Genomic DNA, 21,947 nt, shown 5'->3' on the forward strand with positions numbered 1-21,947 from the left:
GCCTGATGGGCCTCGCGAATCCTGTGTGTCCGGAGAAATTGACCTGATGGCGCTGTCGTCCATGACCGGCTTTGCCCGAAGCCACGGCGCTAGCGGGCCGTATACGTTCGAATGGGAATTGAAGTCGGTCAACGCCAAGGGCTTTGACCTCAGGGTGCGGTTGCCGCAGGGGTTCGACGAGCTCGAGGCCCACGCCAAGAAGCGCGCCGGCGAGCTTCTGTCGCGCGGCACCGTCTACGCCAATCTCAACGTCAAGCGCGCCAACGCTGCAGCCTCCGTCCGCGTCAACGAGGACGTGCTCAACGCCGTCCTGAAGGCTGCGTCGATGATCGCCGGCAAGGTCGACGCGGTCGCGCCGAGCGTCGACGGTCTGCTCGCCATCAAGGGCGTCGTCGAGGTCGCCGAGCCCGAGGGTGACGAGGAGGAGGACAAGGCCGCGCGTGCCGCCGCCGCGGAGGCCTTCGACAAGGCGCTCTCCGATCTCGTCGAGATGCGCAAGCGCGAGGGCACGTCGCTCGGGCAGATCCTGACCCAGCGGGTCGACGAGGTCGAGGTGCTGGCGAGGAAGGCGGAAGCCGCGCCGGGCCGCAAGCCCGAGGCGATCAAGGCGAGGCTCGCCGAGCAGATCGCAACCCTGCTCGACACCTCCGACCGGTTCGATTCCGACCGCCTGATGCAGGAGGCGATCCTGATCGCCACCAGGGCCGACATTCGCGAGGAGCTCGACCGCATCGCCTCCCACATCGCGCAGGCGCGCGAGCTGATCGGCAAGGGCGGCCCGATCGGCCGCAAGCTCGACTTCCTGGCGCAGGAGTTTCACCGCGAGGTCAACACCTGCTGCTCGAAGTCGAACGACATCGAGCTGACCAATACGGGCCTGGCCATGAAGAACGTGGTCGAGCAATTCCGCGAACAGGTCCAGAATCTGGAGTGATCGATGACGGCGGGCGGTCACGGAACTGACGGTGTCGAGCGGCGTGGATTGATGTTCGTGCTGTCCTCGCCGTCGGGCGCGGGCAAGACGACGCTGTCGCGTCTGCTGATCGAGCGCATGACCGGCCTGCGGATGTCGGTCTCCGCGACCACGCGGGCGATGCGGCCCGGCGAGGTTGACGGCCGCGACTATTTGTTCGTCGACAAGGCCAGGTTCGACGCGATGGTGAAGGGCGACGAGCTGCTGGAATGGGCGACGGTGTTCGACAACAGCTACGGCACACCGCGTGCGCCGGTCGAGGCGGCGCTGTCAGCCGGGCAGGACGTGCTGTTCGATATCGACTGGCAAGGCACGCAGCAGCTTCGCGAGAAGGCGCGCGCGGACGTCGTCAGCGTGTTCATCTTGCCGCCCTCGGCCGCCGATCTCGAGAAGCGGCTGCATTCGCGCGCGCAGGATTCCGACGAGGTGATCCGCAAGCGCATGAGCCGCGCCAGCCACGAGATGAGCCACTGGGCCGAGTACGACTACATCGTCATCAACCACGCGGTCGACGAGGCGTTTGCCGAGGTGCAGTCGATCCTGAAGGCCGAGCGCCTCAAGCGCGAGCGGCGGACTGGCCTCGTTGGTTTCGTACGAGGTTTGCAAGGCCAGCTTCAAGGTTAGGCTTCGAGAGGCGCGGTCCTTCCTGCGCCAGCCGTTCCAGCATCGCCGTGATCACGTCGACGTCGACGGCGTCCTCGATCTGCAGATCGTCATCGCGATTGGCCGACTCTTTGCCATTGATGTCGTTGGCCGCGAGCCGGGGTGCCGATGCCTCGATCTCGAACTCTCCGTTGAACATGTTGGCCTCGTCGAGCTCTGCGACCTCGTGGCGGGCCTGGGACGCCCGCTGATCGACGGCATCGATCGCGCGATCGATCGCCTTGAGCTGCGCGGCCTTGGGCTGTGCGGCTTCCCGCTGGATGGCTTCGAGCCGAGTGCCCTGGGGACGGGCGGCATCGAAATCCACCGGGCGCGGCTGCTCCGCACGCGGCGCCGCAGCTGCCGTCGCCTGGAGCCAGGGCGCGCGGCCGTCGTCGTGCAGCTCCCGATTGTCCCAGTTGACGCGGCGATGGTCAGCGGCCTGGACGCGGACGCGTCGTCGGCCCGCAAAGCGATAGATGATGCTGGCGAGGAGGCCGGCGAGCGCCAGCGCGCCACCGATCACGAGCAGCAGCGTCTGGAGCGAGCCGGTCGCTTTATCGGTGGTGGCATCTGCCGCGGCAAGCGCGACCGGGGCAGGGGATTTTGACGGCTTTGCGCTTGGCGGTGCGGGCGAGGCGACAGGAGCGGGCGCAGCTTGCGGCTCAGGCGACGTAGCCGCGTCGGAGGTATCGGGCCAGCGCGTGGCGACCGCGGGCTGCTGCGCGTTGCTGTCGGCGGAGGGAGTCGGAGCTTGTTGCATCGGCGCCGGTTTCGCTGGCGCATTCGGCGTCGCGGGCGCGGCATTGCCCTGCGATGTCAGATATTCGGCGCGTGCGTCCTGCACCGGGTGCTGCTGCGGCGCTGCTGAATCTGCCGTCGGTGCATCGGGCGCAGCCTGCGCGGTCCGCACGGCCTTGGCGCTGTCCTTGCCGCCTTCGGCGCGCAGATACCAGCATTGCCGCTTGGTCCCGCGCTCCAGGCGATAGTACCAATGCTGCCCCTGCGGCGCGACGCCCTTCGGCGAGGCGAGGCAGTCGCTGGCGGCATTTGCCGTGCTCGTTGCCTCCGGCGCATTCTGCGACACGGCGGCCAGTGGCGCGCCGGCGATGATGCTGCCGACAAGCGCAGATATGAACTTCGCGGTGCGGTTGCCCATCCTGGTCTCCCGATTACGCATAACGCAACTCTTTACCTTCCCTTTGTCATGAAAGACTTGGGTGGCAATGAGCCGCAAATCCGGAGAGGATGTGGCTTGAATCGGGCCTGCGCGGCGTTCATTCCGCCGCGAATTCAGGCGTTTTCGAGGGCTATTGCTTCGCCGAACTCCAGGTTCCGCCGCAGCCGTCGGAGCGGCGCCACGTTCCGGAACCACTGCGGCCTGAGAGCCGGCCCGTGCTGGTAAAGGTCACGCCCTGGCCCTGGCCGAACGTGCTGACCGAGCCGCTCTGGCTGACAGTTCCGCGAACGCCTTCGCCGATGATCTTGCCCGAGCTCACGACGACTGCGCCGCTCGTGCTGCCGCCGCAACCAACGCTGACGACCGCCCAGGCACCGTCGAAACCACCGCCGCCACCTCCACCGCCACCTCCGGTCGCCGGTTTGCTCCGGCGCGAGGGCGAGGCCGGTTCGGAACGGCCTGAGGAGGTATCCTGGCGCGAGCCGGACAACGACTTTTCGTCGTTGCCGATCGAGCCGCCGGCGCTGCCGGATTGCGCGAAGGCGGTCGACGAGGCGAGGGCGAGGTTGAGGAGGGACGCAAGGGTGATCGTGCGGACGACGGCATTGGGCATGAGCAAACAATCCGAAATGAAAAAGGTATCAGCGGCCGGAGCCGTCGGCGCAGACGGATCCGATAATGCGGCAAGCTTTGCCAGCCTTGCCGCATTCGTCAAGCGCGGCATCCCTGGCGTGCTGGATGCTGTCGCGCTGGACCAGCGACCAGGATTTGTCCGATATCGCGAACGCGCCGCAGCGGTTGCTGTAGAAGGAGAGCTCGATCGGGCATTTGGCGCCGGCGCAATTGCCGCGCGCATCCGCCACCGCCGCGCGCCGCGAGGCGTGGTTCCACGATATGCCCCATTTGCTGCTATCGGGCCCGTACACGATCGAGCCCCACGGCTTCAGATCCTCCATCTTGCGCATCCGCAGCAGCAGGCCTTCGGTTGCTTCGCCCGTCGGCGCCATCGAGATCCTCTGCTGGAGCTTGGTGATCGCACGGGTCAGTCCATCGGGCGTGTCAGGATCGAAATTGAGCTCGTAGAGCCGCTCGCTCAATTCGCTCAGCAGCGCGGCATCGCGCAGCGGCACGCGATCGGGATCGGCGCGCAGCCGATCCGCCGGCAGCGGATCGGGCTGCATCGCCGCGACCTGCGGCGGCGGGCTTTGCGTCGGCGGCACGAAATAGAAGGTGCCGTCGATCGGCGAGGACGACACCCAGGGCTGCTGCGCGCCTGACGTGGCGCGCTTCACGGCGAGGCCGACCTGGTTGAAGGTCTGGAACACGTCGAGGCCCGCGGTCCTGACCGTCGCCGCCAGCGCCTTGGTGTAGGGGCTGTGGCCGTCGCTGCCGTCCTGCGCGACGTTGCCGGGCTGCGTCGCGTAGGAGATCAGCGTGCCCTCCGGCGCGCGCATCTGCGCAAGGCCGCCGTCGGAGGATCGCAGGCCGCGCGAGCCAAACGGGTTGTTGCGGCAGGCGTCGAGGATCACGAGGTTGAGGCGCGTGCCCGATCCCTGCATCTGCCGCAGCACGAGGTTGACGTCGGTCATCTGGAAATCGACATCGGCCTCGCGCGTCGGATTGGCGCCGACAGGCACGAGATAGTTGGAGCCGGCGACCTGCACGCCGTGGCCGGCATAATAGAACAGCGCGACATCGGCGCCCTGGACCTGCCGGCCAAAGCTCTGCACCGCGATGTCCATCGCGCCCTTGTCGAGATCGAGCTGGGCGCGCCCGCCGACCAGCGTGAATCCGAGCGCGCCAAGCGTCTCCGCCATCAGGCTCGCGTCCTTGGACGGATTGTCGAGCGGGGTGATGTTCTTGTAGGCGGAGTTGCCGACGACCAGCGCAATGCGCTTCTCGGCCGAGGCCGGATCCAGGGCCGCGACAAGCAGGGTTGCGACCAGCGCCGCCAGCCCTGCAACGCGATTGAAAATCCTCGCGCGCATCAAAATTCCTCAAAATAATGCCGCCAATCTACCAGCTGGCTGCGCGGGCGAAAAGCGGTGCGACATTCTGTGCCTGGGCGTATCGATGGGCGAGGGACCACCGCAAGGGGTCATGGCTTCGCGTTCCCGCGGCAGGTTCTGCCCGAGCCGTGCTGCCGTTCGTCGCCCTCGGAAGCCAAAGGGCGCAGGGAAGGCCCGGCGCCGGCCGGCACCCGAGATCCGTGCGCTGCAGAAATGCACACGGGTGGACCACAGGTGATGCCGGTCGCCCGGCCTTCCCTGCGCGGATGGTTTTAACGGTGTCCTTCGCGCTCTCCTCGGGGAGCGATGCACTATTGCCCCCGTCGCCTTGCAGATATCGATGCGCGCGCCGGTTGGCCGCCACATCACCGCAAGCCTTGACGCACAGACCCCGGGCGTCAGGACCACACGACTATATTTTGAGACTTGGTGAGACCTGCTGAGACTGAGAAATCCCTTTGTTTAAAGGGGTTTTCCGTTACCCTCTTGATCGGCTTCAGCGCGCGCTTCGCCAAAAACAGGGCCCGGCCCTAAGCCTTTCAGCGTCCGCACGACAGACTGAAAGACCGAAGCCGGGCCCATGGGTCCCAACCTTCGGAGCTGAAACCATGACCGATACTACCACCATCTCTACATCCCCTTGCAAGCGCGCCCGCAAGGGTAGCGTCATTCTCACCGACCGCATGTGCGCGAAGCGGGTGACGGAGCGCACGAAAGTTTACGACCGCAAGTGCCCCGGCCTCTACGTCAGCATCACCACGGCGGGCATGGCCACCTTCTCCTTCAAGTTCACCGACCGGCAGACCGGCAAGCAACGCACCGGCTGGCTGGGCGTCCACAATCCAGAGACCTTCACCGTCGAGGATGCCCGCAGCAAGGTCTACGGTCTCCGTGGCGCGGGAGCTGCCGCGTTGGCAGAGACCTTCCGCGACCGGAAGGCCAAGCGAGACAAGGCTGGTAAGACGCTGGACGACATCATCGAGGAGCGTATCGATTGGATGAAGACGCCAGTCAAGAAAGCCGACGGTGAGATGCGGCCCCGGATCGAAACGTGGGAGAACGTCGCCAGCCATCTGCGCCGGTTCCTCTCGCCCGGCCTCGGCAAGAAGATCGCCAGCGAGGTGACCAAACAGGACATCGCGACCCGGTCCAAGGACATCGTCGCGGGCAAGTTCGGCAAGAAGTCGGTCAGCAATGCCCGGCACTTCCGGCGCGCGGCGTCTGGCCTGTTCAACTGGGCAGCGGAGCCAGAGCAGGACTACGTGACAGCCAGCCCGTGCATAAACCTCGGCAAGCTAGACCCGGAGCATCCGCGCACGCGCGTCCTCTCGGAGGACGAGATTAGTCTTTTCTGGCACGGGCTCGACCGACCCGACATGCCGTGGGATCGCCGGACGCGGCTCGCGCTCAAGTTCGAGCTGGTCACCATGCTGCGGTCGAGCGAGCTGCTCGGCGCGCACCGGGACGAGCTGATCGACCTCGACGGCGAGAACCCGCGCCTCGACGTGCCACTCAAGCGGGTCAAGAAACGCCGGGTGATCCAGCAGCCACTGTCTAGTCTTGCGGTCGAGATTATCAAGGAAGCGCGCACGAGCGAGGATCAGCAATTCGTGTTTGAGAGCCCGGTCTATCCGGGTCAGCCGATCCATCGCAAAGCGATGGCTACCGCGCTGCGCGGCACCCAGCACGAGAAGAACAAGGACAAAACCAAGACGCCGGGCATCTGCGAGCTTCTCCGCCTGCGGCCGTTCACCCCGCACGACCTGAGGCGAACGGCGGCGACGCTGGCGGGCGACCTCGGCTTCGACGATGCATGGATCGCGAAGTGCCTCGACCATGCTGCCAGCAAGAAGGCCGACGTCGTCGTGCCGACCGTCACCGGCAAGGTCTACAATCACAGCAAGCGGATGAAGGAGAAACGCGCGGTGCTGGATGGTGTGGCGGCCGAGCTGCGGCGGATTATTGGGATTCCAATCCAGAAGATCACCGAACAAGTCGGGTTGCGGCTCGCAGCCTAATCGGTCTGTCAGCATTGAAGATCGCGCCCGGCTAGCGCTCCGCTGGCCGGGCTTTTGCTGTCAATGTCTGGGGAATGCTGCAACGGCTTTGCAGTGTAGCCCGCCCATTGTGATAAGCCATGTTTTAGGCAGAACGGGGGGAGGCCAAATGGAGGTAATTCAATGGATTGTAGCGGCTGGTACGGCGCTCTTCGTTGCGTTGGTCGGCTTCTTTCAGTGGCGAACGGCTCAAGATAAGGCCGCATTCGATCTCTTCGAAAGACGGCACGACATTTATCAGATTGTTCGCAGAGCCGTCCAACAGATGGTGAGTTCGTCACCCGAATTCGATCAAGCGCGGGAAGTTGAATTCGCAGAAACGATGGAGCGAGCCTATTTTTTCTTCGGTGATGACGTTTACAAGTATCTCAAAGCGCTGTGGAACGACATACTAGACGTAAGGACCGCAGATAGTGAGATGGCTGGCGGAAGTCTTTCCCCAGCAGAGCTAAAGGAGTCACTGAGCCGCCGCCGGAAAGCGATGGATCGCATCCAGCAATTCTATGGGACGGGCCAGCCATTGTTCGCGAGGTATATGCGGTTCTCCCGCAGACTTTGGTGATGGCAGAGTTGATAGGGCCGAGCACGATGAAGGACGAGCCACTAAAGTCACAATCTGAGCTGTATGCCCGGCTTGCTGACCTCCTCCCGAACGACGGGCGTCTCTGCATCGGCATAGACGGAATGGATGGTGTTGGCAAAAGCACACTGGCCCGCGAGTTGGCAAACCGCTTGGGAGGCAGCGTCATTTCACTGGATGACCATCTCACCAGAAAACAGAATGGCTACATTCTGCACATTCGCTGCGACGAGTTAAAAGCAGCACTCTCAGCCTCAACGTCACCGATCCTAGTTGAGGGGGTCTGCCTGCTGGCAGTCGCTCAACGCTGCGGCTTTGATGTAGACGTGCTCGTCTACGTGCGCCGCATTAGTCGTAACAGCGACATTTGGCACGAAGAGGAAATATGCATGGCGCAGAGCCCCGCCATCGAGCTGAAGGAGAAAGCGCGGGCGCTTCGAAATGCGTTTTTGATGACCGATGAATCTGCCAACATCGCCGACGACGATTTAGGATTAATGGGAGAACTGATCGATTACCACGCGCAGTGGAGGCCTGTGGAGCGTGCCTTGCTGTATGACGTGAGCGGTTGACCGCGCAAAGCGCGCACTGCCAGCCTCACTCAGGGTTCAGCTTGTCAATCTCGGCCCTCGCCAGCGCCGTAGCTTTCTCGACGGCCTCTTGTCGCGTTACCGTGTTGGGGTTCAACCGGCGGGAGACAAGGTTGTCCCAATAGAACCGAATCGACCGCCGTCCGTCGGCGAACCATACCTCTACGCTGCCACAGTCGTCGTCTACCCCACGGTGGGGAATGATGCGGATAGGGTCGCCTTCGGCCATGGAGAGTAGGTATCATCCCGGCAGGACTGGGACAACGGCTACAGAGCCCGCTACTGCGCGTTTGGCTCGTTCCGGATTTGACTTGGCTGTGCATTCCAGTGCTGATTCAATCCAGCCGTCGATTCGGAAGCGGGGAATGCAATGAAGGCCAGCGAAACACGGCAAGACTTTTTGGTGAGCATCCGCCCGCAATATGTGGCCAAGATTCTCGATGGCCAAAAGACTGTAGAACTTCGAAGGCGCTTCCCTGCGCCGGTGAGCGTCGGGACCAAGGTGTACATCTATTCGACCAGCCCGGTTCGTGCCGTCGTCGGATGGGCCAAGATCAAAGAGGTTCAGCGTCTCCCGATTGCCGAAATCTGGAAAGAGCACGCTGACGCCGCCTGCGTCTCACGCCGAGAGTTCTACGACTACTTTACTGGCATCAAGTTTGGCTTTGCCATCCTGCTCGGTGGCGTCAAAGCGATGCGTACCCACCTAACCGCGAGCGAACTTGAGGCTCTATTTGGGATTGTGCCCCCGCAATCTTACCGATACGTTACAAAGCGCTTTAATTCATTGTTAGACGATGGACCATTTCAAACTACTCATCGACACTCACATAGTGATCGGGCTGGAAGACCCGAAGCCGGTCGAGGCGCGACTCGCTGACATTTCCCGGCTTAGCAACGAGTATGGCGTTGGCCTTTTCGTTGAGGGCGCAAACTACGACGACATAGCGCGTGATCGCGATGAGGGACGCCGCAGAGTCACGCTCAGCAAGCTGGATAAGTTTCAAAAATTAGCCCGGTTGCCGAACCAAAGCGACGCAGATTTGGTCGCGCGTTTTGGCCCCATCAAAAAGGACAATGACCGTTCAGATGCGCGGCTGCTCGCCGCTTTAGACGCGCGGGCTGTGGACTATCTCATTTCCGAAGACGGCAACTTACACAAGCGGGCTGCGCGGGTGGGATTGGGCGACCGCGTTCTCACCATCGACGACGCGCTGCAATGGCTAAAGCTCACCTTTGTAGCAAAGACGGTCGAGCTTCCCCACGTCATCGAGCGCAAAGCATATGAACTCAGTGACCGAAATCCGATCTTTGCGAGTCTGCGTGAGGACTACCCGCCATTTGATAGTTGGTTTGAGCGTTGCAAACAAGCTCACCGTGAGTGTTGGGTGCTAGAGATTGATTCTGAGATAGCGGGCTTAATAATAAGAAAAACAGAGACGCACTTGGAAGCTCAAACTCAACACCGTGGGCCGAAGATTCTAAAAATCTGCACCTTCAAAGTGCGTGACGAGTATCTCGGCGAAAAGTTTGGTGAGCTGTTGTTAAAGCAAGCCCTCTGGTTCGCTCAACACAACAACTACGACCTCGTTTATCTCACGGTTTATCCCAAGCACGCGCTTCTCATTTCATTACTCAAGTATTACGGATTTTCGGAGACGAAGAGGTCAGCGTCGGGCGAGCTAGTGATGGAAAAGCCCATCCTGCGCGGCGCTCTGCCTACACTCACCGAAAGCGCGCTCGATTTCGCGCGGACCAACTACCCCCGTTTCCATGATGGGGCAGCAGTGAGCAAGTTCTATGTGCCAATCCAGCCGGACTATCACCGTAGGCTTTTTCCAGAGATCGCGTTCGGCAGAGAGCTGCCTCTTTTTCCGACATCGGACTTCGGTCCGATCCTGACGCGGGAGAAAGACCGGACACCCGGAAATACCATTCGTAAAGTTTATCTGTGCCACGCGCGCACCAGCATGATTAAGCCGGGCGACATACTGCTCTTCTACATGTCTAAAGATGAAAGTCTGGCAGCAAGCCAATCCATTACGACGCTCGCAATCGCTGAACAGGTGAGGGATATCGACGACCCAGATGAGCTTATAAAGCACACTGCCAAACGCTCGGTGTATTCGCCTGAGGAGATGCGCGCGATGAATCCAACGCCTGCGTCACCGGTCAAAGTAATCGACTTCCTTTTAGTTGGTCACACGCAACCCGCTGTCGGCTTGGTGGACCTTCAACGTCTCGGCGTTCTCGGAAACCATCCGTACCAGTCGATTACGATACTGTCAGAGGATCAGTATCGAGCCCTTAGAGGTGCGCTTGACCTCGGTTTCGCATTTTAGGATGCTTTTTTGTGCCGAGCTGAGTGCGACCTTAGAACTAGGATGCAGCCAGATGGCAGGATCGAAAGAGAAGCGAAGAAAGTATCTGGCCCGTCGCACGGAGATGCTGGCGGCGATGGTGGTCGAGCGCGCCTCACTTAATAAGAAAAAGAACCTGAAGCCTAAAGGTCATGAGAAACATCCCGAGGCCGATTCCGACTTGGTCGATGGTTGGGATGACGTCGTTGACACCACGCGACCGGCGACCGAGGCCGAGGCGAAGACCGTCAAAGAGATCAACAAGGGTTGGGTCTCGAATGACTGGAGTCGACTGCAGGGTCGCCCTACGCCGGGTGGCCTGCCATCGCTTGGCAAACGTCGATAGTGGCATTTCGTCAACCCGCTTTGCGCTGCTCGGCCTCGACGCACGCCGCGACCGGGTCCGCGTTCCATCTGCTGACGTCCTGGCGCTGCATTCGCAGCGCCAGCTCGGCACTCTCCCGCCGACCGCTGGGGTCGCCGTAGGGCTCATTCAGCGCCCGCATATCGGCGTAGCAAGGCGGCGATTGCCACGGTAGCAAACCGAGCGACTCGATCTGGCAGTGATAGGCGGCGGCTTTGCCGATGTTCACGAAGTCCACGCCAGCGGCGAACTTGGCATCGATCCGTTTGCGCTGCAGGGGGTCTTTGCGGGCGAGATCGATGGCCACCTCGAATGCGGCGCGGTCAGTTCGGCTCGTCATCGCGGCGGCCCTCCAACAGGCTCATGCGCGTGTAATAGCTGACCGGCTCGGCCTCCGTCGGGAACTTGCTCGGCACCCTGCCGCCGGGTGAGAGCGACAGCATTCGCGCCAGCGTCGTCAGCGCTCGGACCTTGCCTTGCCAGATTGGCAACCACGGACTCGGCTTCCCGTCGATGACGTAGGCGGCAGCTAGCTCACCGGCAGCGATGCGCTCGGCCACGATGGCCTTGGCGTAGGCCGCGAGCAGCGGCAGATCGGACGGCAGAAAGTGTGAAGCGGGAGCGCCGACGACGAGGCTGACGAACTCAGCGCGCTCCAACTGGTCGAGGTCGTCCGGCGGCTTCAGCAGCTCGCGCGTCGAATTGTTGGCGGCGAAGGTGGCGGCTGCGGCGGCTTGACGGGGCATGGACGTGCCTCACGGTCCTTCCGGGCCATTGTAGCAGGATTTTCTCCAACCCGTGGAAGAACTTGCTGCGGCTCCATAAACGCCTACTACGGGCGGTAGCAAATTCGGAGCGCCGCCGCGCTGGAATTGTTCGCCCTGAAAAGAACGGACCGTTCCCCCCGCCCCCATTTGATTGGGGGACAAACCCACCCCGTCCCAGGGTCGTCGGACTACCTCATCTGCTGTCTAATAATCCGTGGCCAATCAGGCATTCGAGGACAGCGCGTCGCGGAGCAAGTGTAAGGGACCGCCAGTTCTTCAGCGATCAGTGTATCGCCGACGTTCCTACCGTTCACGGAAAGGACGGCGCATTTCCGCCCATGATTGCACGTGCCATTGCGGAGTTTGTTAGCTGGACACGAACAAGGCACTTCAGATAGATCGAGAGTACCGCTCCCCAACAGCTCCGTGAATCGTTCCTTCGCGATTGCGGCAACGGCTTGTTCCTCGGGTCCTACCTTCCGCCTTCTTGTCGTGATCTCGGGCGTGTCATAGCCGACCAGGCGATATCGATGTCCGTGTGCATCAATGGTGTCGCCATCAACGACAGCGATCTGGGAGGCCGAAATCGGTTCTCCCACTGCGGCACCGATCATCCCGAAGAAAAGTGAGAAACACGCGATAGCCGAATTCTTCACGGGATGCCTCCGGCATGACCGACGATATTCAATTCTGTGTTGCAGCGCAATGCCACGTTGAGCGAACTTGCACCTGCTCGCGAGCTGCTATTGAATGCTGTTATGGGGGCAAAAACGATAGTCTTTCTGCTGAGCGTCACAGCTCTGGGGGCCTACACCATAGGTCGTCACAGCAATCCCGTGAACAATGCACCCGTAGCGGCAATCGCGCAGTCTCAGCCTCCATTAACCAAGTCCGTTACATTCACGTCCCCTGTATCACTCCCTAGCGCACCGGCAGCGACATCAGGCGCTCCAACCAGTCCGGCACCCACCGTCAAGACTCAGCCCGAGAAGGTGGCGACCGCTCCTGTTCTTGAGAAACCCGCACCTACCGAGACGAAGCGTAAGGTCGAGATGGTGCTGACCGCTGCAGCCATCGCTGCGATCATCATCAAAGCAAGCCGGGCTCAGTATCACGCAACTGGTAGGCCGTGCGCTTGTCCTGATGACACCATGCGTAACGGAAGAGCGTGCGGCTCCCGGAGCGCCTATTCTCGACCGGGCGGCGCGGCACCGCTTTGCTATACCCATGACATTACGCCTGCGATGATCGAGGCTTATCGGAAAACCGCCTTAGCTCAACGATGATCCAGCCAGAAAGACCTTTGAATGGAATACGTTCGGTTTGCTGTAAAATTTACGTCTTTTGCCGTAATCACATTGTTAGTCGGCACCTATTTTTATCTCATATACACCGGCGATATCCCTAAGCCGGATATCGACAATATCCTTAAGCAACTTGCCCCCTCAATGACGACTGGGGGATCGGCTATTGCACTGATCATGGTCGCAATGTGCGTGCTGCTGACTGCTATAGCACCTTTCATTTATGCGGCGCGATCCGGAGATTTTTTTACTGTGATCGTCAGCATCGTGGCGATTGTGCTGTGCTTCGTCATGGTTGTCTACAGTAGAACAGTGATCGATATGGTGCTTGCTGCCATCATCTACTTCACGAGCGCCTTCGTTTCGGTCGTCGTTTACTCGACCTCGCGCATTGCTGACGCACTCAGGCGAAGGGAGGGACATTGTGAGCTTTGAATACATCGCCAAACTCGCACCAATCGGAACTGTACTTGTCGCATTCTGTGCGTTGGGCGTAGCGACGTGGTCGCTGATTGCGCAAAAAGGAGTTGCTCGGCGTAGAGCCGCAATCGACTTCTTTCTGAAAACTGAAATGGACGATAAACTGATCGCCGCCTATGACAAATTCAGGGATGGCGTCGATGCGCTTCGTGTAACCGCCGACCTGGACGATTTTTGCAAATCGGCGCACTACGGTTACGTGCGGAATTATCTCAACGTTTTCGAATTAATGGCAGTTGGGATTGAGAACGGCACATTCGACGAACGCATCTGCTACGTTTACTGGAAAGGTTTCGTGTTGGATGTGATGGCTGACACAGCAAAGCTAATTGATCACATCCGGGACAAACACAACGCGGACCTCTACTTTCGCAGCTTTCGCAGACTTCATTTTCGTTGGATGACAAATCCCGAGCTTCCTCTGCGCTGGCAACACAGGGGGCCACCGTTGCGACGTGGCCCTATTCCGCTCAATGCCCCTCCTTGATATCCCCGCCTTAACGCTCTTCATCAGGATGCACCCAGCGTAATCTCCCGTTGCTCCGTCAACTTGATCTTGCGGACCGGCGGCTTGTAACGGCGGGTGCCGCAGGATCGACATCGGAAGGACGCCTCTAACTTCCAGATCGGCGTGTCACGCGCCCTGCGGATCGCATCCAACGGCATGCTCGCCCGTGTCTTGCATCGGCAACATTCGATCTCCAACCAGCCGTAACCGCCGTTCAGGCATTGGCCAATCGTTGGGCTTGTCTGCGCTGGCCCGCCATATCCTTCCATGCGGACCGACCATGCTTCCGCCTCGGCACGATCAGCCGCACGGGCGGCCTTCCTAGCCTCCTTGCGGGCCGTCTCGGCACGCATCTTCGCGGCCATGATCCGGCCGCCCCAGATAACCTCGCGTGTTTTTGTGCTCATCGCGGGCCATTACAGCGGTGTTGGCAGCGCCGAGCAACTTTACTAGGTTTTGAGGCTCGGAACGGGCTGGCTGCACTATAGGTACGGGCTGTGTGTAACCTTTATTCCATCACGACGAACCAAGAAGCCATCCGGGCGCTGTTCCGCGTGGTGAACCGCTATGTCGGCAACCTCGCGCCGATGCCGGGAGTCTTCCCTGACTATCCCGCGCCGGTCATTCGCAATGCAGGCACCGAGCGTGAGCTAATCCTGATGCGCTGGGGCATGCCGCCGCCGCCGCGCACAGGCGGACCGCCAGTGACCAATATCCGCAACACCTCCTCGCCGCACTGGCGCGGCTGGCTGAAGCCGGAAAGCCGTTGTCTGGTGCCGTTCAACAGCTTCGCCGAGTATGCGCCGGAGCCGAACCCGCACACCAAGAAAAATGATGTCGTCTGGTTCGCGATCAATGACGCCGGGCCGCTGACCTGCTTCGCGGGCATCTGGACCGAGTTCAAAGGAGAGCGCGGCACGAAATCGAAGCCGATTTCGGGGCCGCACAACGTCTACGGCTTTCTGACCACGTCACCGAACGCCATCGTCGAACCGATCCATCCCAAGGCCATGCCGGTCATTCTGTTGACCGGTGAGGAGCGTGATGTCTGGATGCGAGCGCCGTGGGACGAGGCTAAGGCGTTGCAGCGGCCTTTGCCGGACGATTCGTTGAGGATCGTGGCGCGTGGGGCTGATAAGGAAGATATTACAGCATTGCAGAAAGACTAACTCACGTGCCGCTGATCCTGCATTTAATGTCGCCGCTGGGTATGTGGAGAAAGCATGCGCAAGTGGCTGAGTGACAAGTCGAGAGCGGTAGTTGGCCTTCCGACTCTGTTCATCACCCTCGCGCAGGGCATAGTCGCATTGATTACAACAAGGAGGACCAGCTTGCAGACTATTCCGCAAGGGATCGACTATGAGACGCCCTCGGCAGCCGCTATCTGCCTGCACGAGGCTGGACACGCGACGGCTGCGTTGATGACGGGCATAGCGCCCGTGCTCATGGAGTTCGTTGACGATCCCGGGTCTCCCGGTCTGGCGCGAACCCGCATGCCCCTCCTAACGCAGTCACAACGCGAAACGGTCGCCTGCGCGGCGTTCGCTGTAGAGTACCAACTATTTCGTAGAAACCGTCTGGTGGACAGTAAAGGTGTGCCGCTTCTCGAACGTGACTTCATCCAGATCGCGCTTGGCAGCAACGCAGCTCAGGACAAGGTGAACTATTTTGGCGCAAATCACGAACGGTCCAATGGCACGTGGCCGAAACCTTATGATGAGGCGTTCATGCGACGCGGGATTGATCTCGCCGCGAATCTGAAGATGCCGCTAGTCATCGAGCTTGCCGAGGTGTTGTTGAACGAACGCCGTTTGCTCTGTCCACGAATCATCGAGATCGGCGCAAAGCATCTCCCTCACATTGCGCCAGCATGGAAATGCGAAAGCAATAATCAAGGTGCTGCCGGAGCCTCTCCCTCGACGCCAACAACGTCGTCGTAACGTAAAAGGCCGGTACGCTAATGTCGCGTTGACCGGACTTCGAGGACTTTGCTCACGTCAGGCTCTTCAAGCTCGCTGGTGGCGCCACACTCGCACGGCATCCCCGCGCCACACTGGCAACCCAATTCGTCGCTCCAAGCCCGCTTCGGATGATTTTCGCATACCCATCCTAGTCCGAAGCAGATGCGACAATTAGGATTCATCCTTCCGAGAAAGTCCTTTGAACGAACTGGCACGCAGCAAGCCTTCCGATGTGATGTCTCGATACTCAATGTTCGCGAAGAACCTTGGTTCAACCCATGTCGCCTTCGGCTTCCGGATCGTTTTGGTTAGCTTCGACTTCGGGCTCACGACGGTATCGAGCTGCTTCCTAATCTGGCTGGAAACAGTGCGAGACCATCCGGTCCCGACCTTGCCCATGTACACGAGGTCGTTGCCTTCCTGCTTGCCGAGATCGAGCGCTGGAACGCCGGTTGGGTCTTTGACGAACCCGACGACAGGAAACTTCCCTTTCTGCACAGCCTTGATCTTCAGCCAGTTCTCATTTCGCCCTGACCGATACGGGGCGTCCGCTCGCTTGGAAATGATGCCTTCCCAATTCAGCTTGGCAGCATGCTCAAACATCTTCTGACCGTCGCCGATGAGATGTTCGGAAAACAGCACCGCAAGTTCGATGTCGTTCTCGCCGAGCAAGTCTAAGAGCAGTTGCTTGCGCTCGATCTGCGGCAGCTTACGAAGGTCGCCATTCCTCCAAAGGAGGTCGAAGGCGTAGTATACGAGCCGCCCCTGTCTGCCCGCAGCCAACTCCGCCTGCAGCTCTGAGAAGTTGGTACGCCCTCCGTGGACGACCACTACCTCACCGTCGATGATGGCTTCGCCTTGAATGGCCAGTGCACTGGCAATCTCGGTGAACCGCTTGGTCCAGTCCAGCCCGTTGCGGGTGAAGACCTTCTTCCTACCCCGGTTGAGATGGACCTGAACGCGGTAGCCGTCGTACTTGATTTCATGAAGCCACTGATCGCCCTTTGGGGCCTTAGACTTCAAGTTAGCTAACTGGGGTTTAATGAACCCCGGCATCTCAATACGCTTTGACACTCAGGAAACTCACAAAAGGCCGCCGCACTTTGGGGGCAATACCGATCATCTTACTTACTTCCCGAACATCTCGAACAATCAGGGGACGTGACCGCTCTTACCGCCACCAGTGGTTCGATTCCGAACAGTTCGGTCACCAGCACACTGGTTACGCAGGTTGCCGCTTAACAAATGTTAGGAGGGGAACTCCGACCCGCGATCCATGAGTACAGGGTATCCCAGAGTGCCGGTTGACCCGGATGAGCGCATTTGAGCACCCTTGAGGTTGTGCTCGTCAATTCTTGGCGAAGGCCGGAGGTCGAAGCCGTGGAATTGAAGGTTGCCGCGAAGCACGTTCATGTTGTCGATGACAACGCGGGATTTTGCAAAGCAATAGAAGCACTGTTGAACCAATTCGGTTATCAGGTCTCCACCTATCCTACGGCGCAGCATCTTCTGGATCGTTTGCCGAATGATGACGTGACGAGTTGCATCCTCCTTGACGTGCGCCTTCCCGGAATGAGCGGCCCAGAGCTGCAACAACGTCTACTCGAACTTGGTTCGACAATTCCGATCATATTCCTCACCGGCTCCGCCGATATTGCGACCACGGTGAAGACCATCAAAGCTGGTGGGGAGGACTTTCTGATCAAACCAGTATCATCGGATCAGCTTCTTCCAGTCGTAGAACGAGCGATGCTGCATCACCATGCCATGCTTATCCAAAAACACGCGCGTGAAGCCGTACTTTCCCGTATCGCAACATTGACGCCGCGCGAGCGGCAAGTCTTTGAACTTGTCATTCGCGGCGGCACGAACAAGCACCTCGCCCGCGCATTAGGCTGCACCGAACGGACCATCAAAGCCCATCGCCATAGTGTGATGGAGAAACTGCAGGTTCGGTCCTTGGCGGAACTTGTGTCTGTTGCCGAGCGAATGGGCGTTCTTACGTCGGCTACTGCATCGCCCGAAAAGCGATGACGCAAAAGGCCGGATGATCTGCTTAAAGGGGTTGCAACTCTTCCGTCACACTTTGGCGGCGTCAGGCGGCCGGTCCGCGTGAGGTCAAATGAACTTCTTGTTGTTCGCCGTAGCCATAGCCGCGCTGTTTTTTGTCGGCTCACTGATCTTGCTACGATTAGGTCAACGTCTCGGTTTTCGGTATCGCACGCGGAGCGACACCGAGGGCACTGGAGGGCTGGCAACCGTTGAGGGCGCGATATTCGGCCTGATGGGTCTGCTGCTGGCCTTCACTATCTCGGGTGCCCTGCAGCGCTTCGATGATCGCCGACAGTTAGTCATTCAGGAAGCGACGGCGGCTACCACGGCATATGATAGACTAAGCCTTTTCGGCGGAGATGATGCGCTCAAGCTTCAGACCGGCCTCAAAGACTACGTCCGCGCCCGGATCGATCTGTATCGCTTAGCCCATGATTTCTTGCTGCTCCAGCGGGCGGAGGATTTCTCCGACCAGCAAGAGAAAAAGGTGCTTGAACTCAAAAACCAACTATGGGACGCGGCAGTCGCAGCCTGCCCACAGCCGAACTATCGTCCTGCATGCGCTCTATCGCTCCCGGCGCTGAATAGTCTCTTTGAGGTCGCGCGCCTGCGTGCAGGTGCCGCAGAAAAGCACCCACCGCAGATCATTTACTTCATGCTGTTTGGCCTCGGCCTTGGTTGCTCACTGCTCGCCGGGTTCGGGATGGCCGCGAGCGCAGGACACAGTTGGATACATATGCTGCTCTTTGCAGGAACGCTGACTGTCGCCCTCTACATTGTGACCGATATGGAATATCCACGTCTCGGTCTCATACGGATCGAGAGCTTTGACCATTTTCTCGCAGACGCCTACGATCAAATGAGATGACTCTCTAAAGCATTGCCCGCTCCGCCGCATCGAATGGCAACACCTGCAACGGTCTTTAAACGAGGTTCATCGTCGCTCTCGCCTATAAGCTCTGAACGTCAAAATTCCCGCAGGCAGATCAAGCGACAGAGAAATGTCGTCTGGGTGCATCGCTGCCGCCATCTTCGATAGGTCCAGCAATGCCGCACCAAGCGTTGTCGGCAGCCCCTCTATAGGCTCCACCCCGAACGTCCGCTCCACCGCCTCAGCTTTTCGAGATACGAGATCGCCTTTATTTGCTGTGGTCACGATTGCCTCCCTTAGATTTAACCAGTACCAGCCGACGTTCGACCATTTTTTCCTTTTGACGTAGCAGTAGGTACTTTTGCCGGGCTAAGTCTGCTCGACGAATTGCGACATGCATGTCCGCTTCAGCGGATATCAGTGCCTGCTGTAGCCTTGTGTACTTCGGCATGAAGATTGCCTCGGTGGCGAAGGTCGCGTTTTCAATGGCTCGTTCAGGGTACAGCAAAGCACGTCGCGCGAGTGTCACGCGGTGACATTTATTTTAACCAGCGCGCTATCCACTCGACGACCACGCGCGAGAGCGCCGCTTCGACAAGTAAGTGATTTGAAACATCCGTTTCTTTCATCCGCCCCGAGAGCAGCATGGCCTCGGCAACCCAATGCTCTCTCGCGACGACCACATATCGCTTCTCGCCAGCCTTGTTGCGAGCGCGGTAGCGGCGTTGTCGCTCGCGATCTTTCCGTCTTTGTTCGTTCGGTGGTGGCGGCGGCTTGTTAGGGCGACGCTGCGATGGGACTCGCTCACGCTCGCGCCCCGATCGTCCCTTAGGCTCGCTCCGCCGCTTCCGCTTTGATGCGGCTGACGGCGGCGTTCCAGGATGCGGCTGTCGGCGCATCCGGTTGGCGTTCGGGCGCGATGGTGGGTGACGGGGCATCAGGCGGTTTGTCTGCGCTCAATGCGCTTGAGGATAATCTCCCAGCACTCGGGACCGATGCTGCGAGCGATGGATGGCGGGTCAGTGAGGTACTTTCCGCAACACCGGCAGATGGTGCCGGGTCGAAGTGCATGGTCGCGTAGGTCTTGCACGGCCTTACGAAACTTTTCCTCGCGACGCCTCGCCCTACTGGCGACACCGCGCGCGATGGCTTCCTCGCGTTGTTGACGCTCGCGCTCTTCGCGGCCCGCTTCCCAAGCGGCTCGCCGCTCCGCATTTTGGCGCGCGTCCTCTTCCCACTCCTGCCGCCGCTTCAGTTCGGCAGCCCATGCCTCATCGCCGTTGTCAACGGGTGGCCTGCTTTCCCACCATCGGTCGTGTGCCACCTTCCATGCATCGCGTGCGGCTGTGTAGCGCGCCTCGATCTCGCCGAGCAATGGCACCAGTGCCGCCAGCTCCTCATGCGCAAAGTATAACGGGAGGCGCGACTGCTCACGCAGATTGTTGATCATGATGTTCAACTCGTGACGTTTGTGGCTCAGCTCAGCCTTCGCATTAGAATCAGGGTTGGCTCTCATCGCACGTCCGAGGTCGCGCCACGCCTGTTTGAGCGAGTGGATCACATCGTCGTATTCGGCGGTGCTGGCATAGTCGCCGAAATGGTTGCGAGGAAACTTTGGCTCCATGGCTCGGTAATCGTCCGGCAGTAGTCCGGGCTGCTCCCGTCGTCGCTCCGCCCATTGTTCGCGTGTTGGCCATCTGTCATGGTCGCGTCTCCTCTGGATCACCCGGGGGCCACCAGGCGCGGTTTCCGCCCTGTTAAAGCGGTGGAAGGGTGGGCGTCCCCCAAGACGCGCTTCCACCCCTTCCAGCGCGTGGGGGGTATAAGGGGGGTGGAAGCACACCCCGGTGGAAGGCGGTGGAAGGTCGGTGGAAGGATCGGTGGAAGCCTCATGACACGCCCCCGACGATCACCAGCCGGGACCGTCGATGGGATGGCGGCCCATCTTCCTGAACCCGGATTTTCTCGGCAGTAAACAGCCGCCGCATGGCGTCGGCCAGCGCCTCCTTGCTACACTTGGCGGTCTTGGCTTCCGGTTCGGCCGCGAACTTGGCGGGCGCATAGTTGGTGCCGGTCTTGTCGCTGACCTTCCTGCCCTCGTGGCTGAACCGGGCGAGCAGGCCCATGAACAGGTCATCAATCTTGTGCTCGGCGATGGCCCGCTCGATGCTCGACGGAGCGGACAGCGGAACGAACAGGCCGTTGCGCCAGACCATGCGGACTGTCTCGCCTGTAGGTCCATAGTTGTTCTTTCGGACGATTAATTCTCGCTGGTCTGATTTGCCGCCGTCGTCGGTCTCACTCGTTTTAAAGAACAGCCTCGACCTAACGCTGTTGGTCCAGCCGGTCGAACCGCTGAGGCCGCTGCCGGTCGAAAGGCCGGTTAGGCTCGGGTGCGAGGTGAGCAGCACCGCTGCGCCGCTGGCGATACCGAGGCGACGCAGCAAACCAACGAATTGCCGGACCTCGCTACGACTGTTCTCGTTGCCCGCAAACAAGTCGGCGGCGGAGTTCAGCACGATCAGCACCGGCTTGATGTTCGTTGCTGTCCGCATCAGTTCTTCGAAAAGCTCAGAAGGCCGAATGATGCCCGCGCGATCCGGCACACCTAGCACGGCATCCTTTCCCGCGAGAGACATGAGATTCAGACAGCCGTCGTCCAATTCTCTGAATGTAACGCCGAGATGGTCTCGGATTGCCTCCAACCTGAAGTGCAGTTCAGCCTCGTCGTCCTCGGCGTCGAGATAGATTGCTGGTCCTGGCTCTGGCATAGAGCCGAACCAGTCGCGCCCGAGCACATGGGCGCAGCATAGCTGCAAGGTCAGGATGGACTTTCCGACACCGCCTTCACCCGAAAGTAGCGTGACGGCGCGACGAGGGATGCGGTTGCGCACCGCCCAATCTCGCTGGGGGACTTCTTCGTTATCCCAGTTGGAGATGTCGAGCGCTGCGAGGGGTTCTGCCTGTCCCAACGCTGGGATCGCCGTTGGCCCCCGGCGTGCTTGCGGACTAGAGCCGTTGTCGTTCATGCGGAGCGGGATTACGGTTTCTGCATGCTTCGCCGCGATCCTATCTTCGAGAGCCTCGCATCGGCGAAGCTCATGCGAGTACATGTGCCGCATTGGTCCATTTCGATAGTGATGCAACAGTTGTGCGTCGTTTAGGCCGAGCCCGGTTTCTTGTTGGAGGCGGGCGATCTCATATCGGTCCCAATCGGTGAGGGGCTCTGTCGTGATCGGCATTTGCGCG

Annotated in this window: 25 protein-coding genes and 1 pseudogene; 14 read left to right on the forward strand and 12 right to left on the reverse strand. The window is 60.1% G+C overall.

The window, feature by feature from the left end:
• The first annotated feature begins 46 nt into the window (after positions 1-46).
• Both AB7008_RS23570 and gmk read left to right on the forward strand, forming a co-directional pair.
• Positions 47-934 carry a YicC/YloC family endoribonuclease gene (locus AB7008_RS23570; RefSeq protein ID WP_441259600.1) on the forward strand — a complete coding sequence of 296 codons (888 nt, stop codon included), beginning with the start codon at positions 47-49 and terminating at the stop codon, positions 932-934.
• 3 nt (positions 935-937) lie between these two features.
• Entirely contained in the window at positions 938-1,597 is a 660-nt protein-coding gene (gene gmk / locus AB7008_RS23575) for a guanylate kinase (protein ID WP_014495798.1), read from the forward strand.
• Here the strand turns inward: gmk and AB7008_RS23580 are convergent.
• From AB7008_RS23580 to AB7008_RS23590, 3 genes are all read right to left on the reverse strand, one after another.
• A complete protein-coding gene (locus tag AB7008_RS23580; RefSeq protein WP_441259601.1) occupies positions 1,530-2,774 on the reverse strand; it encodes a hypothetical protein in 1,245 nt (414 codons plus the stop codon). The genes gmk and AB7008_RS23580 overlap by 68 nt on opposite strands.
• Positions 2,775-2,925: 151 nt before the next feature.
• The gene (locus tag AB7008_RS23585) at positions 2,926-3,408 is read right to left on the reverse strand and encodes a hypothetical protein (RefSeq protein WP_441259602.1); all 483 of its coding nucleotides are present in this window, start codon (positions 3,406-3,408) and stop codon (positions 2,926-2,928) included.
• Between the two features lie 28 nt (positions 3,409-3,436).
• On the reverse strand, positions 3,437-4,783 hold the full coding sequence (locus tag AB7008_RS23590; protein WP_441259603.1) for a caspase family protein: 1,347 nt from the start codon (positions 4,781-4,783) through the stop codon (positions 3,437-3,439).
• Between the two features lie 479 nt (positions 4,784-5,262).
• Here AB7008_RS23590 and AB7008_RS23595 point away from each other — a divergent pair, with 479 nt between their 5' ends.
• The 3 genes from AB7008_RS23595 to AB7008_RS23605 all read left to right on the forward strand — a co-directional run bounded on the left by AB7008_RS23595 (position 5,263) and on the right by AB7008_RS23605 (position 8,013).
• Positions 5,263-6,822 (forward strand): tyrosine-type recombinase/integrase, encoded by a 1,560-nt coding sequence (locus tag AB7008_RS23595; RefSeq protein ID WP_441259604.1) that lies wholly within the window; start codon positions 5,263-5,265, stop codon positions 6,820-6,822.
• Between the two features lie 148 nt (positions 6,823-6,970).
• Positions 6,971-7,423 carry a hypothetical protein gene (locus tag AB7008_RS23600; RefSeq protein ID WP_441259605.1) on the forward strand — a complete coding sequence of 151 codons (453 nt, stop codon included), beginning with the start codon at positions 6,971-6,973 and terminating at the stop codon, positions 7,421-7,423.
• 26 nt (positions 7,424-7,449) lie between these two features.
• Positions 7,450-8,013 carry a hypothetical protein gene (locus AB7008_RS23605; RefSeq protein WP_441259606.1) on the forward strand — a complete coding sequence of 188 codons (564 nt, stop codon included), beginning with the start codon at positions 7,450-7,452 and terminating at the stop codon, positions 8,011-8,013.
• Positions 8,014-8,038: 25 nt separating this feature from the next.
• Here the strand turns inward: AB7008_RS23605 and AB7008_RS23610 are convergent, their stop codons facing one another.
• On the reverse strand, positions 8,039-8,260 hold the full coding sequence (locus AB7008_RS23610) for a hypothetical protein (protein ID WP_441259607.1): 222 nt from the start codon (positions 8,258-8,260) through the stop codon (positions 8,039-8,041).
• Between the two features lie 141 nt (positions 8,261-8,401).
• On the opposite strand from AB7008_RS23610, the gene AB7008_RS23615 reads away from it, so the two are divergent.
• From AB7008_RS23615 to AB7008_RS23625, 3 genes are read left to right on the forward strand one after another with little or no spacing between them, the layout of a single operon-like run.
• Positions 8,402-8,911, forward strand: coding sequence for an ASCH domain-containing protein (locus AB7008_RS23615; RefSeq protein WP_441259608.1), 510 nt, complete (start codon positions 8,402-8,404; stop codon positions 8,909-8,911).
• A complete protein-coding gene (locus tag AB7008_RS23620; protein ID WP_441259609.1) occupies positions 8,865-10,373 on the forward strand; it encodes a GNAT family N-acetyltransferase in 1,509 nt (502 codons plus the stop codon). The genes AB7008_RS23615 and AB7008_RS23620 overlap by 47 nt, the downstream gene beginning before the upstream one ends.
• 52 nt (positions 10,374-10,425) lie before the next feature.
• Entirely contained in the window at positions 10,426-10,737 is a 312-nt protein-coding gene (locus AB7008_RS23625) for a hypothetical protein (RefSeq protein WP_441259610.1), read from the forward strand.
• Positions 10,738-10,747: 10 nt separating this feature from the next.
• On the opposite strand, the gene AB7008_RS23630 is transcribed toward AB7008_RS23625, so the two are convergent.
• The gene (locus AB7008_RS23630; protein WP_441259611.1) at positions 10,748-11,095 is read right to left on the reverse strand and encodes a hypothetical protein; all 348 of its coding nucleotides are present in this window, start codon (positions 11,093-11,095) and stop codon (positions 10,748-10,750) included.
• The gene (locus AB7008_RS23635; protein WP_441259612.1) at positions 11,079-11,501 is read right to left on the reverse strand and encodes a hypothetical protein; all 423 of its coding nucleotides are present in this window, start codon (positions 11,499-11,501) and stop codon (positions 11,079-11,081) included. The genes AB7008_RS23630 and AB7008_RS23635 overlap by 17 nt, the downstream gene beginning before the upstream one ends.
• A gap of 1,328 nt (positions 11,502-12,829) precedes the next feature.
• Between AB7008_RS23635 and AB7008_RS23640 the strand changes: the two genes are divergently transcribed.
• A complete protein-coding gene (locus AB7008_RS23640; RefSeq protein WP_441259613.1) occupies positions 12,830-13,261 on the forward strand; it encodes a hypothetical protein in 432 nt (143 codons plus the stop codon).
• Positions 13,251-13,793 (forward strand): DUF4760 domain-containing protein, encoded by a 543-nt coding sequence (locus AB7008_RS23645; RefSeq protein WP_441259614.1) that lies wholly within the window; start codon positions 13,251-13,253, stop codon positions 13,791-13,793. Before AB7008_RS23640 ends, AB7008_RS23645 begins: the two co-directional genes overlap by 11 nt.
• A 10-nt stretch (positions 13,794-13,803) precedes the next feature.
• Here the strand turns inward: AB7008_RS23645 and AB7008_RS23650 are convergent.
• Positions 13,804-14,221 (reverse strand): annotated as a pseudogene (locus tag AB7008_RS23650) (hypothetical protein).
• Positions 14,222-14,311: 90 nt separating this feature from the next.
• On the opposite strand from AB7008_RS23650, the gene AB7008_RS23655 reads away from it, so the two are divergent.
• Complete coding sequence (locus AB7008_RS23655; RefSeq protein WP_441259615.1) at positions 14,312-14,983, forward strand: SOS response-associated peptidase; 672 nt, start codon at positions 14,312-14,314, stop codon at positions 14,981-14,983.
• A 54-nt stretch (positions 14,984-15,037) separates the two neighbouring features.
• On the forward strand, positions 15,038-15,754 hold the full coding sequence (locus AB7008_RS23660; RefSeq protein ID WP_441259616.1) for a hypothetical protein: 717 nt from the start codon (positions 15,038-15,040) through the stop codon (positions 15,752-15,754).
• Between the two features lie 192 nt (positions 15,755-15,946).
• Here the strand turns inward: AB7008_RS23660 and ligD are convergent, their stop codons facing one another.
• Entirely contained in the window at positions 15,947-16,849 is a 903-nt protein-coding gene (gene ligD / locus AB7008_RS23665; protein WP_441259617.1) for a non-homologous end-joining DNA ligase, read from the reverse strand.
• A gap of 306 nt (positions 16,850-17,155) precedes the next feature.
• Between ligD and AB7008_RS23670 the strand changes: the two genes are divergently transcribed.
• Both AB7008_RS23670 and AB7008_RS23675 read left to right on the forward strand, forming a co-directional pair.
• On the forward strand, positions 17,156-17,809 hold the full coding sequence (locus tag AB7008_RS23670) for a response regulator transcription factor (protein WP_441259618.1): 654 nt from the start codon (positions 17,156-17,158) through the stop codon (positions 17,807-17,809).
• Positions 17,810-17,897: 88 nt separating this feature from the next.
• Positions 17,898-18,695, forward strand: coding sequence for a hypothetical protein (locus tag AB7008_RS23675; RefSeq protein WP_441259619.1), 798 nt, complete (start codon positions 17,898-17,900; stop codon positions 18,693-18,695).
• Between the two features lie 66 nt (positions 18,696-18,761).
• On the opposite strand, the gene AB7008_RS23680 is transcribed toward AB7008_RS23675, so the two are convergent.
• The 4 genes from AB7008_RS23680 to AB7008_RS23695 form a co-directional block, all read right to left on the reverse strand.
• On the reverse strand, positions 18,762-18,983 hold the full coding sequence (locus tag AB7008_RS23680) for a hypothetical protein (protein ID WP_441259620.1): 222 nt from the start codon (positions 18,981-18,983) through the stop codon (positions 18,762-18,764).
• Between the two features lie 254 nt (positions 18,984-19,237).
• Positions 19,238-19,381 (reverse strand): hypothetical protein, encoded by a 144-nt coding sequence (locus AB7008_RS23685; protein ID WP_441259621.1) that lies wholly within the window; start codon positions 19,379-19,381, stop codon positions 19,238-19,240.
• A gap of 254 nt (positions 19,382-19,635) precedes the next feature.
• On the reverse strand, positions 19,636-20,322 hold the full coding sequence (locus AB7008_RS23690) for a DUF6011 domain-containing protein (protein ID WP_441259622.1): 687 nt from the start codon (positions 20,320-20,322) through the stop codon (positions 19,636-19,638).
• Positions 20,323-20,587: 265 nt separating this feature from the next.
• Positions 20,588-21,940, reverse strand: a complete 1,353-nt coding sequence (locus AB7008_RS23695; RefSeq protein WP_441259623.1) for an AAA family ATPase — start codon at positions 21,938-21,940, stop codon at positions 20,588-20,590.
• Positions 21,941-21,947: the final 7 nt, after the last annotated feature.

It is taken from the genome of Bradyrhizobium sp. 521_C7_N1_3 (genome assembly GCF_052075975.1).
Classification (GTDB): domain Bacteria; phylum Pseudomonadota; class Alphaproteobacteria; order Rhizobiales; family Xanthobacteraceae; genus Bradyrhizobium; species Bradyrhizobium japonicum.

What these genes read in the sequence shown, in the direction of transcription:
- AB7008_RS23570 (WP_441259600.1), top strand. Translation starts at nt 47, where the DNA reads ATGGCGCTGTCGTCCATGACCGGCTTTGCCCGAAGCCACGGCGCTAGC.
- gmk (WP_014495798.1), top strand. Translation starts at nt 938, where the DNA reads ATGACGGCGGGCGGTCACGGAACTGACGGTGTCGAGCGGCGTGGATTG.
- AB7008_RS23580 (WP_441259601.1), bottom strand. Translation starts at nt 2,774, where the DNA reads ATGGGCAACCGCACCGCGAAGTTCATATCTGCGCTTGTCGGCAGCATC.
- AB7008_RS23585 (WP_441259602.1), bottom strand. Translation starts at nt 3,408, where the DNA reads ATGCCCAATGCCGTCGTCCGCACGATCACCCTTGCGTCCCTCCTCAAC.
- AB7008_RS23590 (WP_441259603.1), bottom strand. Translation starts at nt 4,783, where the DNA reads ATGCGCGCGAGGATTTTCAATCGCGTTGCAGGGCTGGCGGCGCTGGTC.
- AB7008_RS23600 (WP_441259605.1), top strand. Translation starts at nt 6,971, where the DNA reads ATGGAGGTAATTCAATGGATTGTAGCGGCTGGTACGGCGCTCTTCGTT.
- AB7008_RS23605 (WP_441259606.1), top strand. Translation starts at nt 7,450, where the DNA reads ATGAAGGACGAGCCACTAAAGTCACAATCTGAGCTGTATGCCCGGCTT.
- AB7008_RS23610 (WP_441259607.1), bottom strand. Translation starts at nt 8,260, where the DNA reads ATGGCCGAAGGCGACCCTATCCGCATCATTCCCCACCGTGGGGTAGAC.
- AB7008_RS23615 (WP_441259608.1), top strand. Translation starts at nt 8,402, where the DNA reads ATGAAGGCCAGCGAAACACGGCAAGACTTTTTGGTGAGCATCCGCCCG.
- AB7008_RS23625 (WP_441259610.1), top strand. Translation starts at nt 10,426, where the DNA reads ATGGCAGGATCGAAAGAGAAGCGAAGAAAGTATCTGGCCCGTCGCACG.
- AB7008_RS23630 (WP_441259611.1), bottom strand. Translation starts at nt 11,095, where the DNA reads ATGACGAGCCGAACTGACCGCGCCGCATTCGAGGTGGCCATCGATCTC.
- AB7008_RS23635 (WP_441259612.1), bottom strand. Translation starts at nt 11,501, where the DNA reads ATGCCCCGTCAAGCCGCCGCAGCCGCCACCTTCGCCGCCAACAATTCG.
- AB7008_RS23640 (WP_441259613.1), top strand. Translation starts at nt 12,830, where the DNA reads ATGGAATACGTTCGGTTTGCTGTAAAATTTACGTCTTTTGCCGTAATC.
- AB7008_RS23660 (WP_441259616.1), top strand. Translation starts at nt 15,038, where the DNA reads ATGCGCAAGTGGCTGAGTGACAAGTCGAGAGCGGTAGTTGGCCTTCCG.
- AB7008_RS23675 (WP_441259619.1), top strand. Translation starts at nt 17,898, where the DNA reads ATGAACTTCTTGTTGTTCGCCGTAGCCATAGCCGCGCTGTTTTTTGTC.
- AB7008_RS23690 (WP_441259622.1), bottom strand. Translation starts at nt 20,322, where the DNA reads ATGGAGCCAAAGTTTCCTCGCAACCATTTCGGCGACTATGCCAGCACC.
- AB7008_RS23695 (WP_441259623.1), bottom strand. Translation starts at nt 21,940, where the DNA reads ATGCCGATCACGACAGAGCCCCTCACCGATTGGGACCGATATGAGATC.